Source organism: Polaromonas sp. CG_9.7 (genome assembly GCF_015752205.1).
Taxonomy (GTDB): domain Bacteria; phylum Pseudomonadota; class Gammaproteobacteria; order Burkholderiales; family Burkholderiaceae_C; genus Polaromonas.
Genome location: NZ_JADOVG010000001.1, coordinates 152,245 through 171,237 on the forward strand (window position 1 = coordinate 152,245; position 18,993 = coordinate 171,237).

Below are 18,993 nucleotides of genomic sequence, written 5' to 3' on the forward strand. Positions count from 1 at the left end.
ACCGGCCATTTTTCTGTAGCCTGTTTCAGGCTTGGAGCGTGTCGCTGGCCACTGCCTCGGCTTCCTGCCAGCGCACTGTTCCCCGGTAAGCATGCCAACTTGCATGCCCAAGCAGCGGACCAATCACCACCAGGCCCGCTCCCCAGGGCAGCAGCGCCATGGCGATCAGTGTGGTGATGACCAGCCCCCACAGCAGCATCACGCCAGGACTGGAAAACACCACCCGGATGCTGGTGATGGCGGCTGAAATCGCGTCAGTGTCGCGGTCCAGGATCATCGGGATCGACACCACGGCAGTCGAAAACACCAGCGCCGCAAACATTCCGCCCACCACCAGGTAAACGGCGACAAATTCCCGGTTGTCGGGGTTGAACACGGCATTCAGCACACCGCTGGTCGACGGCATGCCGGTGTTGAAAAACACCGCGAACACCACCAGCGACGCCCGGCCCCACAGCAGCTCCAGCACGATCAGCACCAGAATCAGCATGCCCATGCTGCGAATATGGCTGTCCCAGCAGGTCAGCGATGCGCCGAGTTCGGGCGTGAGGCCCTGCTCGCGGCGGCGGCTGACTTCATACAGCCCCAGCGCCAAAAAGGGGCCGACCAGCAGGCAGCCCGAGGCAATCGTCAGTGTGTATTCAGGCTTGGCGCGAAACACGGCGCCGAGCGTAACCGCCATGAGCCAGAAGCACAGGCCGTAAAACAGGCCGATGCCAGGGTGTGCTTTCAGATCGCGCCATCCGGCGGCCAGCCAGGCAAAGGGCGCGCCCTGGCCAAGCGGTTGCATGATGGCTTGTGGCCCGACCGGGGGCGGCGGCACATACGGCGTGGCCATGACCGGCAGATCGTCGCGCAAAGGCGGGGCTGGGGGCCCAAGGGCTGCAGGCGGCTGGCTGGCGTCGTCGCGCGAAGGGGGTGAGGTCATGCGGGCTTTGGTTGAAAAGGCAGGTCGGCCGTCAGCCTAACCAGTTCTCAAGGCACTGACCAGCAGGAAAGTACCCAAGGTCAAACATCGGCACCTGGACTTTGGCCCTTTCATCGGGCAACGATGTGAAAAACCCCCATGAAATTTTCCATTGAGAGAACGCCAAAAACAGGAAAATCGGGTTTCTGGCGGCTTGGCGCTGTGCGACTTTTTATAGGCAGGCAAATGCAGCACGATGCTTCGAGGCGGGCCTTGCGCCTTGACGCGGGGATGGGCGCTGCGCAGTCGGCGCAGGGTGTCCGGGGAATCCATCAAACAGAGCAATTGACAAAGGCTGCACGCCGCTGCCGTTGCCGCCTTGCCGTTCAATTTGCTTGAGCAAGCCCTGCATTTCCCCGCATGGCTGGGGCTGTCGGTTACCCGATAATCCTGCGCAAAGGATTCTCGCCCATGCTGTTTTTACTGTCCCCCGCCAAAGCCCTCGATTACGACACGCCCTCTGGCCATGTGCCGCACAGCCAGCCGCTGTTCACCCGCCAGGCGACCGAGTTGATCAGCGTCATGCGCGCCAAGTCGCCGCAGGAAATCGCCACCTTGATGAAGCTCTCGGATGCGCTGTCCGGGCTGAATGCGGCGCGCTACGAAGCATGGTCGCCCAAGTTCACCGCCAGCAACTCGAAGCAGGCGGCGCTCGCCTTCAATGGCGATGTGTATAACGGGCTGGACGCCAAAACCCTGGGCGAAACGCAACTGGAATGGGCACAGCAGCACCTGTGCATTTTGAGCGGTTTGTACGGTGTGCTGCGGCCTTTGGACTGGATGCAGCCTTACCGGCTGGAAATGGGCACTGCGCTGGTGACCGCGCAGGGCAAGAACCTGTACCAGTTCTGGGGCACGCAGATTGCCGACTACCTGAATGAACGCGCGGCTGCCGAGCTGTCGCCGGTGATCGTGAATCTGGCCAGCGAGGAGTATTTCAAGGCGGTCAGCCGCAAAGTGCTGAAGGCGCGCGTCGTGACCTGCGTGTTCGAGGAATGGCGCGGCGACCGTTACAAGATCATCAGTTTCATGGCCAAGCGCGCTCGTGGTTTGATGGTGCGCTACGCTATTGAAAACAAGCTCGCCACGGTGGAAAAGCTCAAGGGTTTTGCAGTGGACGGCTATGGCTTTGACGCTGGCGCGTCGGCTGTGGACCGGCTGGTGTTCAGGCGCGGGCAGGGTGCTTGAGTGGGTGCTGAATGACAAAGCTTTTCATTTCAGATCCAGCCGGAAATCGAGATGATCTGTTTTTTTCTTTGTCATTGCGGATTTGGTCTGCAATTCATGGCCCCGCTGGGGAGAGGTCATGGATCCCGGGTCAAGCCCGGGATGACAGAAGAGAGGGGATGACAAAAGTGCGCGGGGATGAGACAAGAGGCAGGGATGAGACAAGAGGCAGGGATGAGACAAGAGGCAGGGATGAGACAAGGGCGGGGACGACGGAGCATGGGCGGGGATGACGTATTTTTCTTTGTCATTGCGGACTTGATCCGCAATCCATGGCCCCATGTTCGGTGACTGTGCACAGAGAAATGCATGGATCCCGGGTCAAGCCCGGGATGACAGAAGAGAGGGGATGACAAAAGAGCGCGGGGATGACACAAGAGGCGGGGATGACACAAGAGGCAGGGATGAGACAAGGGCAGGGACGACAGAGCACGGGCTGGGATGACGTATTTTTCTTTGTCATTGCGGACTTGATCCGCAATCCATGGCCCCATGTTCGGTGACTGCGCACAGAGAAATGCATGGATCCCGGGTCAAGCCCGGGATGACAGAAGAGAGAGAGGATGACAGAAGAGCGGGAATAACATCGCTGGCGTCACAATAAAAGTGATCAAATAACCATTAAGCGCAATACCCATATGTACAAGAAGCTATGAAAATAAGAGCAAATGGCATTGACCTTGAAGTCGAGGACAGCGGCACGGCTTTCGATGCACAGGGCCGGCCGCGTCCGGTCGTGCTGCTCATCATGGGCCTGGGCATGCAATTGATTGCCTGGCCACCAGCCTTGGTGCAGGCCTTGCTTGACGCGGGCTACCGGGTGGTGCGTTTTGACAACCGCGACGCCGGGCTGAGCCAGCATCTGGATGCGCTGGGCAAGCCCGGCGTGCTGTGGGCCGGCCTGAAATACCGGCTGGGCTGGCGTATCAGGCCGCCCTACAGTCTGCTCGACATGGCGCAGGACGCGCTCGGCGTGCTCGATGCGCTGGGCATCGACCGGGCGCATGTGGTCGGCGCGAGCATGGGCGGCATGGTTGCCCAGCGCCTGGCGCTCTTGGTGCCCGCACGCGTGTTGAGTCTTGCCAGCGTCATGAGTTCGAGCAGCGCACGGGGCCTGCCCGGGCCTTCCCCAGAGGTCACCCGCGTGCTGATGAGCCGGCCTGCGGGCAAAGGACTGGACGCGGCCATCGACCATTCGGTGCGTGTCTTCAAGGCGATTGCCAGCCCCGGCTTTCCAATGAGCGACGCCGAGTGGCGAGCCCTTGTGGGCACGGCGGCCCGGCGCAGCCTGCACCCGGACGGCATCTTGCGGCAAATGGTCGCCGTGCTGGCCGATCGCAGCCGCGCCGATGAACTTGCCAGACTGATAAATATTCCGACGCTGGTGGTCCACGGCAAGGCCGACCCGCTGGTGCCGTTCGCCTGCGCCGAAGACACCGCCCGCCGCATTCCGGGTGCGCACCTGGCCGGCATCGACGGCATGGGCCATGACCTGCCGCCCGGCGTGGTCGAGCGCCTGCTGGCCTTGCTGATTCCGCACCTTGTTGCGGCCAACCCGACAACCCCTGCATTCCAACATGAACCTTCCTGAACATTCCGAACTGGGTAAATCGTCTGCCTATGTGGACCAGTACGACGCGTCGCTGCTGTTTCCGATTCCGCGCCTGGCCAAGCGCGAAGAAATTGGCGTAGGCGCCGCGCCGCCGTTTTTCGGCGCCGACCTGTGGACTGCGTTCGAGCTGAGCTGGCTGAACCTGCGCGGCAAGCCGCAGCTGGCGCTGGCGCATTTCACCGTGCCCTGCGAGACGCCGAATATTGTCGAGAGCAAGTCCTTCAAGCTCTACCTGAACAGTTTGAACAACACCCGGTTTGCCGACGCCGCCGCCGTACAGGCGCGGCTGCGCGCCGACATCAGCGAAGCCGCCTGGCGCGGCGCGCCCCATGCCGCAACAGTGGGCGTGCGGCTGCTGCTGCCCGAGCTGTTTGACCGGGAACCGGTGCATGAACTTGACGGCCTGAGTTTGGACCGGCTGGACGTGGAATGCAGCCGTTACACACCCGCCCCCGAGCTGCTGACCGCTGTGTTTGACGAGCCACCAGTGACCGAGGTGCTGACCAGCAATTTGCTCAAAAGCAACTGCCTGGTGACCGGCCAGCCCGACTGGGGCAGCGTGCGCATCAGCTACAGCGGCCCGCAGATCAACCAGGAAGGGCTGCTGCAGTACATCGTGAGCTTTCGCAACCACAACGAATTCCATGAACAATGCGTCGAGCGCATCTTCATGGACGTGTGGACGCGCTGCAAGCCTGTGAAGCTGACGGTGTATGCGCGCTATACCCGGCGCGGCGGGCTCGACATCAACCCGTTTCGCACCAGCCATCCCCAGGCGATGCCGCCGAATGTGCGTACGGCCCGGCAGTAACTGCTGTCAATAAAATCGTTTTTTTCCTGTCGGTTTCGCATGGCCTGCTTTTTCTGGTGTGTGCGGCATTCATCGATGGGTGGGTTGTCCGGGCCAGTTTTTACGGTTTGTGCCCGTCCAATCGGGTCGCTTTGCACGCGTTGCTGCCAAAACCTGACAGCACTGGATACCGTGTTTTTCGCACCACATGGTGACGCGAGCGGCCCGTCTCAATTGCGCTGATGCGAACAGTTTTGTAGGACGAAACGCTTTCGTCGGCTTTATTTGAATCCAAGCTGCAACTGCGCGAGTACAACTCATCACTGCAGCAACCGCTGTAGCGTACTCAAATAGGAGAATCACCATGAAAATGAAAATTGGGCACATTGCTCAGGCGTGCCTGTTATTGGTTGCTGCCGGTAGCGCCATGGCGTCAAGCCACCGCGAAGCGCCGTTTATCACCACCGCTCCAAAGGTCGATGGCACCGATTTCTACATGTTCAACAGCTACGAGGCAGGCAAGGCCAGCAACGTGACGCTGATCGCCAACTACCTGCCGCTGCAAGACGCTTACGGCGGCCCCAACTATTTTTCACTCGATTCGAATGCGCTGTATGAAATCCACGTCGACAACAATGGCGATGGCAAGGAAGACCTGACGTTCCAGTTCAAGTTCAAGAACGAACTGGCCAACAACGGCAACGGCATCACGCTGCCTATCGGCGGCAAGAATGTTGCCATTCCCCTGCGCCAGGCCGGTGCTGTGACCAATTCACCCAACGCGCCGCTGAGCTACACCGAAAGCTTCACGCTGGACGTGGTGCGTGGTGACCGCCGCAGTGGCAGCCGCGAGTCTGTCAAGACCGCCGGCGGTGGCACCACCTTTGGCAAGCCGATCGACTACATCGGCACCAAGACCTTCCCCAACAACAGCTACGAAGGGTATGCCAACTCCTACATCCAGACCATCAACATTCCTGGCTGCGCATTGCCCGGCAAGGTGTTCGTCGGCCAGCGCAAGGAAGCCTTCTCGGTCAACCTGGGCGTGATTTTCGACCTGGTGAACGCACCAGCCTCCTTCATCACCAACGAGGCCAATGCTTCGGCTGGCGGCAAGTTCGGCGAGATGGCAGACAAGAACGTCACCTCGCTGGCGCTTGAAATTCCGGCCAGTTGCCTGACGCAAGGCAACGAAAAAGTCATCGGCGGCTGGACCACGGCCAGCCTGCGCCAGGGTCGTCTGCTGAACGGTGCGACGATGTCCGGTCTGCAAGCGAGCGAAAAAGCCGGAGGCGCCTGGACACAGGTGTCGCGTCTGGGCATGCCGCTGGTCAACGAGGTGGTGATCGGCCTGAAGGACAAGGACAAGTTCAACGGCAGCAAGCCGCTCAACGACGCTGCGAACTTTGCGGATTACGTGACCAACCCGACGCTGCCGGCGCTGATCGAAAGCCTGTTTGGTGCCAAGGCACCGACCAACTTCCCGCGTACCGACCTGATGACCGCTTTCCTGACCGGCTTGCCTACGGTTAACCGTCCAGCCAACATCACTGGCCTGGGCGTGGGTGGTCCGCTGACCGAGATGCTGCGCCTGAACACCGGCATCGCGGCCACTCCGGCCGCTTCGCAGAACTCCCTGGGTGTGGCGGCAGGCGATAACGCAGGTTTCCCGAACGGTCGCCGTCTGGGTGACGACGTGGTCGACGTGTCGCTGCGTGTGGCCATGGGTGCGCTGTGCGTGCTGACGGGCAATAACGACGCGTTAAAGGTGGGCTGCAAGCCTGCTGATGCACCCGCCGGCGGCGTGGCCTTTGTGGACGGCGTGCGTGCCAGCGCAACCGACTTCCAGCAGGTATTCCCTTACCTGAACACTCCGCTGCCAGGTGCCAAGTAAACACCGCAACTGAAAAGGAAACATCATGTTGAAGCTGAATTTAAAACTGATGGCGGGCGCTGCACTGTCTGCCGCGCTGCTCGCCGGCTGCGGTGGCAGTGGGGGTGGCTATGACGCCGGTGCTCAGCCGCCCGGACCGGTTGCCCAGACCATCACCGACGTGGTGGGGTTCATCCAGAACCTGATCGCCAGCAATGGCGAGAATACCGTGCCGGTCGACATCAACCCGCTGACACTGGCGGTTGACAACAACGCCGATCCGGCACCCGTGCAGTAACCGCAAGGGGTGACGTGGCCCGGCAGTCGAGATACCTCGATTGCCGGGCCATTTTTTCGTAATTTTTCAGGTTGATGGCAGCGCCCCGGCTTGTAGGCCGACGTGCCGCACCTGATGGCCGCTCCGATGAAAGCACTCAAGATGCACCGTTTTTCCAAACTGATAGCGCTGGCAGGTCTGCTGCTGGCGGTACAGCTCAATGCCGTGGCGGCGACTGCCGTGCAGCCCGCACGGGACGATGAAGTTCTGGAAGTCCTGCCGGCCATAACCCGCAACCGCCCGGCGCAAACAACCACAGCGTCGGCAACCAGCGTGCCGGCCAGTGATCCGGCAGCGGCTGCGGCGCAGGCCCGGGAAGACATTGGCGTGGCCCGGCAAACCGGCGACACCCGGTATTGGGGCCGCGCCCAGGCTATTTTGGCCCCGTGGTGGGACCGGCCTGACGCACCCGCCGATCTGGCTGTTTTGCAGGCCACGGTGCAGCAGGGCCGACACGAATTTGCAGCGTCGCGAAAGGTGCTCACGGCAGCACTGGCGCGCACGCCCGGCCATGCGCAGGGCTGGCTGAACCTGGCGTCGCTGGAACGCCTGTCGTCCCGTTACGCCGAGTCGCTGGCCGCCTGCGATGCGGTGGAACGCGCCGGTCAGGCGCTGTACGCCCAGGCCTGCCGCCTGGAAACCAGATCGCTGCAGGGCCAGAACCCGAAGGCGGGGCAGGATTTTCAGGCATTGATTGACCGGGCAGCCAACGCCAGCCAGCGCAGCTGGTTGTTGTCACTGCAAGCGGAAAGCGACGAACGCGCGGGGCGGGATGTAGCAGCCGCCGACGCCTACACCCGCAGCCTGGCAGCCGAACACGACCTTTACACCGCCATCGCCTACAGCGATCTGCTGCTGCGCACCGGCAAGACGGCCCAGGCGCTCAAGCTGCTCACGCCGTTGCCAGAAACCGATGCCGTCGTGCTTCGCCAGGCCACCGCCTGGAAGCGTCTGGGGGATGCACGCTGGACGGCCGGGCGCCAAGTGCTGCAGTCGCGCATGGACGAGCTGGCGCGGCGCGGCGACGACACGACGCTGCATGGGCGCGAACTGGCGCTGGCCGCTTTGTGGCTGGATGGCGATGCAGCCAGTGCGCTGCCATTGGCCAGGCGCAATCTTCAGCTGCAGCGCGAGCCGCTGGACTGGTGGGTCGCGCTGCAAAGCGCCAGGCAGGCCAATGACCAGCAAGCGATGGCAGAAATTGGCAGCGCCATTCAGGCGGCCGGTTTGCATGATGTGCGGCTGGCGGCCATCGCCGCCACGGCCAAGGCTGCGAAATGATGCGGGCGCTGCTTCGCCCCCTGATGCAAACCGGCTGGTTGCTGGTGTTGGCGATGGGTCTGGCCTGGAGTCCCGCACAGGCGCACAAGGGCAGTGATGCTTACCTTGAGGTGCAGCAATCTGACGCCACAGGTGCCGAAAGCGCTGGAACGCTGCGCGACCTGAGGTTTGTGCTGGCGGTGGCGATTCGGGACCTGGACCTGGTCGTGCCGATGGATGGGAACGCTGACGGCCGCGTGACCTGGGGCGAAGTCAAGGCCGCCACGCCACAAGCGCTGGCTTTGTTCAACCAGCAGGCCCGGCTTGACGTGCCCGCTGGCGCGCCGGGTGCCTGCCGCCTCGATTGGCAAACCGACGGCCTGGAACGCCGCAGCGACGGGGTTTATCTGCGCGCTACAGCAACCGCCCGCTGCCCGGTCGGCCAAGACCTGCGTTTCAGTTACTTGCTGCTGAAGGATCAGGATTCGACCCATCGCCTTCTGGTGGCCGGCCGCATTGGCGGCAAGGACCTGCTCAGCACCATGTCGCCGCAGCAGGGCAGCCTGTTGCTGAGTCCCGGCGTGACCGATGCCGCCATGGCAGGCACGGGTGCGCAGGCACAAAGCGCCGGCGCTTCCAACCGCTGGTCGGCGCTGCGCGACTATTTCAGCTTGGGCGTTCACCATTTGCTGCAGGGTTACGACCACCTGGCTTTCCTGCTGGCGCTGGTACTGCCGCTGCAACTGAGTTTGCGGCGAAGCCCCTCCGCCGCACTGCTGCGCGGGCATCCTGAAATCGGGGCTGCTGCCTATGCCAGCCGTGCCACCTGGATGACGTTGCTACGCACCGTGACGGCTTTCACGGTGGGCCATTCGATCACCCTGATACTGGCGACGTTTGGCTTGACGCAGGCTTCGCCGCTGTGGGTGGAGCCGGCGATCGCGCTGTCGATTGTGGTGACCGCACTGCTCAACCTGCGACCGGTGAAATGGGTCCGCTTTGACGTGCTGGCATTGCTGTTTGGCATGGTCCACGGCTTTGGTTTTGCCGGCCTGCTGCTCGAAGCCGCCGCGCCCGGCGGGCTGCTGCCCTGGGCGCTGGCCGGGTTCAACCTGGGCGTCGAGGCCGGCCAGCTGATGGCCGTGCTGGGCTGGGTGCTGGTGTCGCAGGCACTGGTGGGCCGGTCGTGGTACGCCAATGTGGTGGTGCGCGGCGGATCGGTGCTGCTGGTGCTGCTGGCCAGCTGGTGGTTCTGGCAGCGGGTCGGTTGATTGATGCAAGCAGCTATTGAATCAATAGCTGCTTGCGCCCGCTAAATATGCGCTACAGGCCTATTTCATTGAAATATTGAAGGACGGCGAGGTCCGGAAAGTTGCCGGCGCGCTTTTCCTTCATCGCCGTCACCGCCGTCACCGCTTGGTGCACCTGCTGGTGGCTCCAGATCGCCCCTTGCAGCCAGCCCATCTGATTAAGCGCGTTGTCCACCGAATGGTCGCGGGCGTAATGCACCGCCTGCTTGGTGCCCCAGAGGGCGACGGGCGGCTTGGCGGCAATCTCTTTGGCACATTGCAGCGCACCGGCCAGCAGGGCTTGGGGCGTGTCGAGCACCTCATTGCCCAGGCCATGGCCCAGCGCCTTGGCTGCACCCATCTTGCGGCCGGTACAGGCCAGCTCTTTCACCACTGCCAGCGGCAGCAGCTTGGGCAAACGCTGCAGTGTGCCGACGTCGGCCACCTGCAGCCAGGTTGATTCGGTCGTGCACTTGTAGGGCTAAGCCGCTCGAAACGTCAGAATTTGCTGCCAGCGCATGGCATTGAGCCGAACCGGGTCGCGGTGCAGGACGCACCTTGCGCACTTGGCTTTTCCTACAGCCAGCCGTCTGCGCACACTGAACAATGATGACGAGACTGCGTATTTCTGGCTGACATGCAAGGCATGCATCGAGATTTTAGGTCTGTGCTGCCATTGCGGTCCGAGATCTACATTGATGTGCCATGGCTCGCCAGAGCTGCTGCCTCGAAAGCTTTCCCAATTGACAGGGTCTTCCTGTTTTACGCTGATACCCACCACAGGTTGACATGACAGATGCCTCTTTGTCCAACACCGCCACCAGCCCCGTGCCGTCAACCCCTGCAGGCCTGTTTCGTTCCTTCTGGATGGCCGGTTACGAAGGCGCTGACCATCTGAACATTGCGGGCGTGCCCCTGTCGATGAACCAGGCCAACCACCACTGGCAACAGCTCGACGCCGACTATGCCTTGCTGGCCCGATTCGGCATTCGCACGATGCGTGAAAGCATTGGCTGGCGCATCACCGAGCAGCAGGGGGATGCCGGTTTTACGCGCTTGCGCCGGCATGCCGAACTGGCGCAGCAGCATGGCATCGAGGTGATCTGGACTTTGATGCACTATGGCTGGCCTGCCGACATTGACCTGCTGTCGCCGTCGTTTGCCGCGCGTTTTTCGGCCTTTAGCGAAAGGGTGGCTCGCACCCTGTGCAGTGTGTCCAGCGGCCGGCATTTCTACCAGCCGGTCAACGAGATTTCCTTTTTGTCCTGGGCGCTGTCATCGACCGGACTGATGCAGCATGCCCGGCGCACGCTTTTTTCGGGTGACGGGCAGGCGGTGAAAATCCAGCTGGTGCGTGCCGCGCTGCAGGCCTGCAATGCGATTGGCAGCGTGGACCCGCAGGCGCGTTTCATGCACGGCGACCCGTTGATTCATGTCACGGCACCCGGTGATTCGCCTCCTGAAGTGCTGGAAGCGGCGCGCCGGCAAAGTGACGGCGCCTTTGAAGCCTGGGACATGCTGTCTGGTCGCACCGAGCCGCAACTGGGCGGCTCGCCCCGGCACCTCGACATCGTCGGCATCAACTATTACCACGACAACCAGTGGACCGGCCAGGGACAGGCCGACGATCCCCTGCACTGGCACCTGCGCGACCCGCGTCGCAAGCCGCTCAGCGAACTGCTCGATTCGGTCTGGCAGCGCTACCGCGCGCCGATGCTGCTGGCCGAAACCAGCCATGTCGGTGACGGCCGCGGCCAGTGGCTTGACGACGTGGCGCGGGAAGTCAGCGTGTCCCGGGCGCGCGGCTTGCCGATTGAGGGCATCTGCCTGTACCCGGCGATTGACCGGCACGGCTGGGACGACTTTTCACACTGGCACCGCAGCGGGCTGTGGGATGTGCAGCCGCCATTGCCGGGGGACGACCCAGCCCTGTCAACCCGTATGTTGTGCGAACCCTATGCCGAGCAACTGCGGCGCTGGCAGCGCCATTTGCCCGGCGGTCCTCAGCCTCAAGCGGACGTTTCCAGCACCAGCCAATTTATCAACTATCGAGGACGCGACATGCAGACCATTATTGTTTTTTCACACCTGCGCTGGAACTTTGTCTACCAACGGCCACAGCACCTGCTCTCACGCCTGGCGCAGCATTACCGTATCGTCTTCATGGAAGAACCGGTTCCCAATGGCCGTGATTTTCTGGAGCGGCTGTCGCCCGCTGCCAATATCGAGGTGCTGCGCCCGCACGTGACCAGCAGCATTCCGGGTTTTCATGACGACCACCTGCCGGCGCTGCAAAGCCAGTTGGCCGACTACCTGCGCGACGAGGAAATCGACGATTACCTGATCTGGTTCTACACCCCGATGGCATTGCCGCTGGCCGCCGAGCTGCAGCCAGGCGCGGTGATCTACGACTGCATGGACGAGTTGTCGGCCTTCATGAACGCGCCGCGGCAGTTGATCCAGCGTGAAAACGCGCTTTACCAGATGGCCGACCTGGTGCTGACGGGTGGCCCGAGCCTGTACCGTTCCAAGCGCGCGCGGCATGACAACGTGCATTGTTTTTCCAGCAGCGTCGATGCCGCGCATTTCGCATCGGCTGTCAAAAACGGCTTGCCTGACCATCCGAAGCAGGCGGGCCTGGCGCATCCGCGCCTGGGATATTGCGGCGTGATCGACGAGCGCATCGACCTGGACCTGATTGCCGCCATGGCCGACATGCATCCCGAGTGGCAGATTGTCATGGTCGGGCCGGTGGTCAAGATCAACCCAGACAAGCTGCCGCAGCGCAGCAACATCCACTGGCTCGGCCAGCAAAGCTATGAAGTCCTGCCGCAGTTCATGGCCGGATGGGAGGTCTGCCTGTTGCCGTTCGCGCTGAACGACGCCACGCGTTTCATCAGCCCGACCAAGACATTGGAATACATGGCCGCTGGCAGGCCGTCGGTCAGCACCCGCATTCGCGATGTGGCCGAGCCTTACGGCCATGTGGTGGCGATTGCCGACACGGCGCTGGAATTCATTCACGCCTGCGAGGCGCTGCTGGCTGAACCAGAGGCCGAATCGGCCAGCCGCGCCGAACAGGTGCGCAGCATCGTGGCCGCCACGTCATGGGATGCCACCGCCGACGCCATCCGTGTCCAGATCGACGCGCTGGCACCGCGCCAGACTGTGTCTGCGCAGGAGGCTGCCCATTCCGGTTTTACAGTGACAAGCGATCCGGGTTTTGACGGCCAGCCCTTGGGACGCATGCTCAATGGCACAGCGCAGGAGGAGGGCGAGGACGAAGCGCGGTACTATTCCACCGTGGTGATTGGCGCCGGCCCCACCGGCCTGGCGGCGTCCTACCATCTGGGCGAAGGCAGCCTGCTGCTGGAAAAAGCCGGTACCGTGGGCGGCTGGTGCCGCTCGATCGTGGACAACGGCTTTACCTTTGACTATGCCGGCCACATCATGTTTTCCAACGATGCCTATGTGCTGGACCTGTACAAGACGCTGCTCGGTGACAACGTTCACTGGCAAAACCGCGAAGCCTGGATTTACAGCAAGGAGGTGTTCACGCGCTACCCGTTCCAGGGCGCGCTGTACGGCCTGCCGCCCGAAGTGCTCAAGGAATGCCTGATCGGCGCGATCGAAGCGCGATTCGGCCCGCTGAAAAAAGAGCTTCCCGGCACGGCCATTTCAGCGCCTTCGGCAGCCACTGCCACGATTTCCCATGCGGGCAGTGGCAGCCCGGTTGCCGGCGTGATCTCCAAAGGCCATGCAGTTGCGGCAGCGCCGAAGAATTTCGAGGAATTCATCTACAAGGTCTGGGGCGCCGGCGTGGCCAAGCACTTTGCCATTCCGTACAACAAGAAGCTCTGGGCCGTGCCGCTCAGTGAAATGGAAACCTCGTGGCTGGGCGGCCGTGTGCCGATGCCTGATCTTGAGGAAATGATCGACGGCGCCCTGAAGCCGGTGACCAAGCCGATGGGTCCGAACGCGCGCTTTGGCTACCCGCTGCGCGGCGGCTTTCAGGCGCTGATGGACGGCTTCTTGCCGCTGCTTGAAGGCGATGTGGAAATGCAGGCCGATGTGCTCGCCGTGTCGCCTTCGCGCCGCACGGTGACGCTGAAAGATGGCCGCGCCTACCGTTACGACACCCTGATCAGCACGCTGGCGCTGCCGCATCTGGTTGCGGCCATGGGCGACGAGGCGCCGCCTTCGGTGCAGGCGGCAGCCAGGGGACTGCGCCATGTGTCGGTGCGCTGCGTCAACCTGGGCATTGGCCGGGAGAACCTGACCGACAAGCACTGGATTTACTACCCTGAACAGACGGTGTTCCACCGCATCTTTGTGCAGGGCAACGCCAGCCCGCATTGCAACGCGCCCGGCGGCTTCGGCCTGACCTGCGAGATCACCTATTCGGAATACAAGCCATTGCCGTGCGACGGTCAGGATCTCATCGACCGCTGCATCCGCGAGTGCATCGCGGTCGGCATGTTCACCGAGGACGACGCCGTGCTGGCCGCCAACCAGGTGGACATGCCGTACGCCTATGTGGTCTATGACCATGACCGCGCCGCGCATGTCGAAACCATCCGCAACTGGGTGGCCCGGTCCAACATCATCCTGGCGGGCCGCTACAGTGAATGGGAATACTACAACTCGGACCATGCCTTCGTGGCCGGCAGGAATGCGGCTGCCCAAGCCGACGCACTGAACGGGCAACTGGCGGCCGACGCCCTGCCAGCCCTGAAGGCAGTGGGGTCCAGCCCGTCGCCGTAAGCAGTGCAGGGCTGAACAACGCCATCGCCTTGCCCACGCCACGCGTTGCAGCCAAGGCGATTGGTTTTCCTACAACCATATCAGCCACTGACCGATCCGCAAGCATTGGTCAGGCCCTAGATTGAACACAGTTGACAAATCTGTCGGCTTGGTTCATTCATCTGGCGGCTTCATCAAGAAGCTGGACTTTCAAGGAGACTCATCATGAAGCTATTCAACACCGTGGCCACCGCCCTGGCAGTGGCCGCACTGGTTGGCAGCATCGGGCTGGCCCAGGCACAAACCGGTGCTGCGGCTACCAGCACTACCCCTGGCAGCACCACCGGCACCGGCGCGACAGGCATTGGCGGGGCTGCTGGCATGGGTGCCGCGCCGGGTGCCGCCGGGACTTCCGGCGCTGCTGGCACTTCAGGCGCAACCGCAACGCAGGGCACGGCTGGCGCAGCCGCTACGGGTTCCGGATCTGGCTCGCGCTCAGGGGCCAGCATGGCCAATAACAGCGCCAGCAAGGCCGGCACCGGTACCACCCGCGGCAAAGGCGCTGCCAAGAAGAAACACCGCGCCCGCACCGACCGCAAGTGAAGCGGTCTTTCAACATGACATGATCTGACACACCAATAATTTTCCCGGTGGCATTTCCAGCAAAGCCTGGTGTTCCGGGGATTTTCTTTTTCTGCTGTGGCAGTGCTTCAGGACAGCGCGGTATCCAGCAGCATCATGATCACGAAGCCGACCATCAAGCCGCCTGTTGCAAAGGTTTCATGGCCCTCCCGGTGCGACTCGGGAATGATCTCGTGGCTGATGACATACAGCATGGCGCCTGCAGCGGCGGCCAGTCCCCAGGGCAGCAGGCTGGCTGACAAGCTGATCACCGCCACGCCCAGCACCGCCGCCACCGGCTCGACCAGTCCCGACAGCATGCCGATGCCCGCCGAGTGCCAGCGGCCATAGCCGACGCCGCGCAGTGCCAGTGCCACCACCATGCCTTCCGGCACGTCCTGTATGGAAATGCCGGTGGCCAGCGCCAGCGCGGCCACCGGGTCGGTGCCGGCAAAAGCCACGCCGATGGCCAGGCCTTCTGGCAGATTGTGCAGGCCGATGGCCAACACGAACAGCCACACGCGCTTCAGGGCGCGTGCCTCCCGGCCTTCGCGCCCCTTGATGAAATGCTCATGCGGCACCAGGCGGTCCACCAGCATCAAAAACAGCGCGCCGGCCATGATGCCCGCCCCGACGATGCCGCCGGCCCCCCAGGCACTGGCGCCTTGCAAACGGGCGCTGGCCAGCGCAGGAATGATCAGCGAAAACGAACTGGCCGCCAGCATCACGCCGGCGCCAAAGCCCAGCAGCGTGTCATAGGTGCGCTGAGAAAACTGGTGCGACAGCAGCACCGGCAGCGTGCCCAGTGCGGTTGCCAGCGCCGCCATGCCGCCGCCGATCAGCGCGCCTCGCATGCGCGGATCGTCCAGCGGAAGCATGCGAAAAATTCCGGACACCAGCACTGCGGCGCCGCCCAGGAAAATAGCCAGGCCCACCAGGCGGCGCCAAGGAAAGCGGCGGCGGGCAGCCTGCGGATCAATGCCGCGATCAGCGCGGTGTTCAACGCTGCAGGCAGCAGCAGGGTCATCTTGGCTTGACATGATTTCGGGATTGTCAATCAATAAAAAAATTTTTGAAAGGTTTGAAAAAAGCCGATGGCTTGCTGTGTGTCCGTTAGCTGAGGTGGCAATTTGTGCGAGCGGAAGAAGCGTCTTTTTTTGATTAAAGCGCAACCAGGCATTGTGGGTCGGCGTACTGGCTCTCACCCCTAAACCAGCGCGCGCCAAGGTCCAGTGCATGCGTTTGACGGCCAGCCGCCAATCTTAAATATCATCTTTGCATCGGCAGCGTAGGCCTGCATCGTCTGATTGCGTGGGCAAAAAAATGGATGCAGCTTGGTGCGCCACACGGCCTGACATTCTGATTTCCAGGGCTTGCCCGACCAGTGCGTCCCTTTTACCGCATCGCCGCCAGCTTGCTGCATTTTGCCGCGCATGGCGCACTCTTCCCATTAGAAAAGTTGGTAGTTTGCTATTTTTTCAATAGCTGCCTGTGCCTGCGCAGTCTGCGCAAAAGCACTGTTTTCATTATCAAAAGGCACTAGACCCGCCTTGGCCAGCGCGCTGGCCCGAACGCCCAGCAGTCGCAGCCGCTGGTCGAGCGGTACGCGCTTGAGGCACTGGCCGGCGATCTGGCGAATGGTCCGGGCGTCGTCGGTGTACGCCGGTACCGTCTGGTCGCGCGTGGCAATCCGGAAGTCTTCATAGCGCAGCTTGATGCCGATGGTCTTGGCGACATAGCCCTTGCGCTGCAGGTCGGCCGCCAGCTGCTCGCACAGCCGGGTAAAAATCGCGCCGAGTTCGGCTTTGTCCCGTACCGCATGCAAATCGCGCGCGAAAGTGGTTTCACGGCTCATGCTGACCGGCTCGCTCTCGGTGACCACCGGGCTGTCGTCGCGGCCCCAGGCCGCTTCAATCATCCAGGCGCCGCTGGCCTTGCCAAACTGGCCCATCAAAAACTGCCGGTCCTGCGCAGCCAGCTCGCCGATGGTCTGGATGCCCAGGCGCGTCAATTTTTCACCCGACTTGGGACCAATGCCATTGATCTTGCGCACGTTGAGCGGCCAGATGCGGCTTTGCACATCGGCCGCCTGGACAATCGAAATGCCGTTGGGCTTGTCGAACTCGCTGGCCATCTTGGCCAGCAGCTTGTTCGGCGCCACGCCGATGGAGCAGGTGAGGCCGGTTTTTTCAAAGATCGCCCGCTGGATCAGCCGGGCCAGCGCCCGTCCCCCCTCCCGCTGACCGCCGGGCACGTCGGTGAAGTCGATGTACACCTCGTCGATGCCCCGGTCCTGCATCAGCGGCGCGATCTCGGCAATCGTGCTTTTAAAGAGGCGCGAAAAGCGGCGAATCTCGTCGAAATCGACCGGCAGCACGATGGCCTGCGGACACAGCCGGGCGGCCTTCATCATGCCCATGGCCGAACCCACGCCAAACTGCCGCGCCGGGTAGGTGGCGGTGGTGATGACGCCCCGGCCCACGTAGTCCTTGAGCAAGGGGAATTCAGCCACCGGAATAAAGCGCAGCGCCCGCTCGCCATGCTGGGCCATCAGCGCTTGATCGACCGTGCGCCGCCCGCCCCCGATCACCACCGGCAGGCCCTTGAGCTGCGGATAGCGCAGCAACTCGACCGATGCAAAAAAAGCATCCATGTCGAGGTGGGCAATGCGCCGGGGCAGGGCGTTTGGGGCTGGCTCGGAGGTCACAGACAGGATTGTGCCGCGCTTCGGGCATGGCTTGCCGCCACAATGCGCCTGCGCTACCCAGTAGGCGTGTACTGCAGGATTTTCTCTTTTCAGGCGTTGGCATCACCTTGCCGCCAAAGGGAAATTTCTTCGGGAAGGAAAATAACCGGCCCTGTCGACGGATAGCTTGTTTTTGTCAAATGCTATTTATTTAATAGCTGCTTTGGCATGACCAGCCTGCGCCAAGGCTGGTTTTAATATAAAAAACCGGCTCTAAAAAATCCCGCGCGGCAGGCGTTGTCGGTTCCATCGGGTGTGCGCGGGCCACAATCACGGCACGCAAATTGCGCGGTGTGCCGGCGCTTGTTGGCCCGGGCAGTGCGCCCCATTGTTGAACTTCCCAAGAGGTATTTTCGTGACCATTCCTGTTGCTTTGTCCCGCCGTTCCATGCTCCACACCACCCTGGGTGCGGCCGCCGCACTGGCCCTGGCCAGCCCGCAGGCACTGGCGCAAAAAGCCTGGCCCGCCAAGACGATCCGCTGGATCGTTGCCTATCCGGCTGGCGGTGGCCAGGATTTTCTGGCGCGCCATCTGTCGGTGCAGATGGGCAAGCAACTCGGCCAGTCCATCATCATCGACAACCGCCCCGGCGCGGCCGGCATCATCGGCACCGACGCGGCGTCCAAGGCGACCGCCGACGGCTACACCCTGGTGACGGGCGACAACGGCGCCATGGTGCTGAACACCGCGCTGTACAAGAAGCTGCCCTACAGCCCCGACGACTTCACGCCGCTGGGCTACATGGCGGGGTTTCCGCTGATCCTGGTGGTCAATCCCGACAGCCCGTTCACCAGCGCGCGCCAGTGGCTGGCGGCGGTCAAGCGCTCGCCGGGCATGTACAGCTATGCCTCGCCCGGCGCGGGCAGCCCGCACCACCTGGCGATGGAACTGATCAAGGAGCGCACCGGCAGCTACATCGTGCATGTGCCCTACCGGGGCACGGCCATGGCGATCCAGGACGTGATGGGCGGGCAACTGCCTATGATGATTGTCGACACCGCCGGCGGCCTGGCGCAGATCCGCGCCGGCAAGGTGCGCGCGCTGGCGGTGCTGTCGCCCCAGCGGATTGCCGCATTGCCCAACGTGCCGACGCTGGCCGAGTCCGGCGTGCCGGATTTCGCGGCTGTCGCCTGGCAGGGACTGTTTGTTCCCAAAGGCACGCCGCCCGACATTGCAGCGCTGCTGTCGGCCGAGATGCAAAAAGCCATCCTGGTGCCTGAAGTCAAGACCCGGCTGGAAGAGTTTGGCCTGGACGTGACGCCGTCCGACGGACCGCAGCTGGCCAGTTTCATCGCGAGTGAAAAGAAGTTCTGGCACAAGCTGATCCGCGAACGCCACCTGTCGCTTGACTGAGGGGAGGCAGCCCTGACATGCCAGCGCGCTTGCCGGGTACGCGCCTGTCCCATCGGCCAGCGCTGCATGTGTGCCTGGATTCCTGACGACGCAGACTGACAGCCAGCGGCCGCTTTCACCGACACCACCGACAGGCGCATGTTTGCAGAATGGATATTTCAACCCATTTCAAGG

Annotated in this window: 14 protein-coding genes and 1 pseudogene; 10 read left to right on the forward strand and 5 right to left on the reverse strand. The window is 62.6% G+C overall.

The features are described from left to right. Positions 1–25 precede the first annotated feature (25 nt). A complete protein-coding gene (locus IWX87_RS00735) occupies positions 26–790 on the reverse strand; it encodes a DUF2189 domain-containing protein (protein ID WP_231374433.1) in 765 nt (254 codons plus the stop codon). A gap of 588 nt (positions 791–1,378) precedes the next feature. Here IWX87_RS00735 and yaaA point away from each other — a divergent pair. The 7 genes from yaaA (at position 1,379) to IWX87_RS00770 (ending at position 9,337) form a co-directional block, all read left to right on the forward strand. Continuing rightward, on the forward strand, positions 1,379–2,155 hold the full coding sequence (gene yaaA / locus IWX87_RS00740; RefSeq protein WP_196861594.1) for a peroxide stress protein YaaA: 777 nt from the start codon (positions 1,379–1,381) through the stop codon (positions 2,153–2,155). A 691-nt stretch (positions 2,156–2,846) separates the two neighbouring features. Beyond that, entirely contained in the window at positions 2,847–3,785 is a 939-nt protein-coding gene (locus tag IWX87_RS00745; protein ID WP_196861595.1) for an alpha/beta fold hydrolase, read from the forward strand. After that, a complete protein-coding gene (gene queF, locus IWX87_RS00750; RefSeq protein ID WP_196861596.1) occupies positions 3,772–4,617 on the forward strand; it encodes an NADPH-dependent 7-cyano-7-deazaguanine reductase QueF in 846 nt (281 codons plus the stop codon). Before IWX87_RS00745 ends, queF begins: the two co-directional genes overlap by 14 nt. A gap of 343 nt (positions 4,618–4,960) precedes the next feature. Beyond that, positions 4,961–6,490 (forward strand): DUF4331 domain-containing protein, encoded by a 1,530-nt coding sequence (locus IWX87_RS00755; protein WP_196861597.1) that lies wholly within the window; start codon positions 4,961–4,963, stop codon positions 6,488–6,490. Between the two features lie 25 nt (positions 6,491–6,515). After that, on the forward strand, positions 6,516–6,767 hold the full coding sequence (locus IWX87_RS00760; RefSeq protein ID WP_196861598.1) for a hypothetical protein: 252 nt from the start codon (positions 6,516–6,518) through the stop codon (positions 6,765–6,767). A gap of 126 nt (positions 6,768–6,893) precedes the next feature. Continuing rightward, the gene (locus tag IWX87_RS00765) at positions 6,894–8,087 is read left to right on the forward strand and encodes a hypothetical protein (RefSeq protein WP_196861599.1); all 1,194 of its coding nucleotides are present in this window, start codon (positions 6,894–6,896) and stop codon (positions 8,085–8,087) included. Further along, positions 8,087–9,337: a HupE/UreJ family protein gene (locus tag IWX87_RS00770; RefSeq protein WP_196861600.1), complete on the forward strand. Its 1,251-nt coding sequence runs from the start codon at positions 8,087–8,089 to the stop codon at positions 9,335–9,337. Before IWX87_RS00765 ends, IWX87_RS00770 begins: the two co-directional genes overlap by 1 nt. A gap of 52 nt (positions 9,338–9,389) precedes the next feature. Here IWX87_RS00770 and IWX87_RS00775 read toward each other — a convergent pair. After that, positions 9,390–9,827 (reverse strand): annotated as a pseudogene (locus IWX87_RS00775) (enoyl-CoA hydratase-related protein); the annotation flags it as partial. 317 nt (positions 9,828–10,144) lie between these two features. Here IWX87_RS00775 and IWX87_RS00780 point away from each other — a divergent pair. Then, positions 10,145–14,119 carry an NAD(P)-binding protein gene (locus tag IWX87_RS00780; RefSeq protein WP_231374278.1) on the forward strand — a complete coding sequence of 1,325 codons (3,975 nt, stop codon included), beginning with the start codon at positions 10,145–10,147 and terminating at the stop codon, positions 14,117–14,119. Positions 14,120–14,323: 204 nt separating this feature from the next. Next, positions 14,324–14,701 carry a hypothetical protein gene (locus IWX87_RS00785; RefSeq protein ID WP_196861601.1) on the forward strand — a complete coding sequence of 126 codons (378 nt, stop codon included), beginning with the start codon at positions 14,324–14,326 and terminating at the stop codon, positions 14,699–14,701. Positions 14,702–14,808: 107 nt separating this feature from the next. Here IWX87_RS00785 and IWX87_RS00790 read toward each other — a convergent pair whose 3' ends face one another. The 3 genes from IWX87_RS00790 to IWX87_RS00800 all read right to left on the reverse strand — a co-directional run bounded on the left by IWX87_RS00790 (position 14,809) and on the right by IWX87_RS00800 (position 17,372). Then, positions 14,809–15,759 (reverse strand): ZIP family metal transporter, encoded by a 951-nt coding sequence (locus tag IWX87_RS00790; RefSeq protein WP_231374279.1) that lies wholly within the window; start codon positions 15,757–15,759, stop codon positions 14,809–14,811. Between the two features lie 167 nt (positions 15,760–15,926). Continuing rightward, complete coding sequence (locus IWX87_RS00795) at positions 15,927–16,154, reverse strand: hypothetical protein (protein ID WP_196861602.1); 228 nt, start codon at positions 16,152–16,154, stop codon at positions 15,927–15,929. Positions 16,155–16,169: 15 nt separating this feature from the next. After that, positions 16,170–17,372, reverse strand: a complete 1,203-nt coding sequence (locus tag IWX87_RS00800; protein ID WP_196861827.1) for a DNA polymerase IV — start codon at positions 17,370–17,372, stop codon at positions 16,170–16,172. A 448-nt stretch (positions 17,373–17,820) separates the two neighbouring features. On the opposite strand from IWX87_RS00800, the gene IWX87_RS00805 reads away from it, so the two are divergent. Further along, positions 17,821–18,819: a tripartite tricarboxylate transporter substrate binding protein gene (locus IWX87_RS00805; RefSeq protein WP_280757368.1), complete on the forward strand. Its 999-nt coding sequence runs from the start codon at positions 17,821–17,823 to the stop codon at positions 18,817–18,819. The last annotated feature ends 174 nt before the right edge of the window (positions 18,820–18,993 follow it).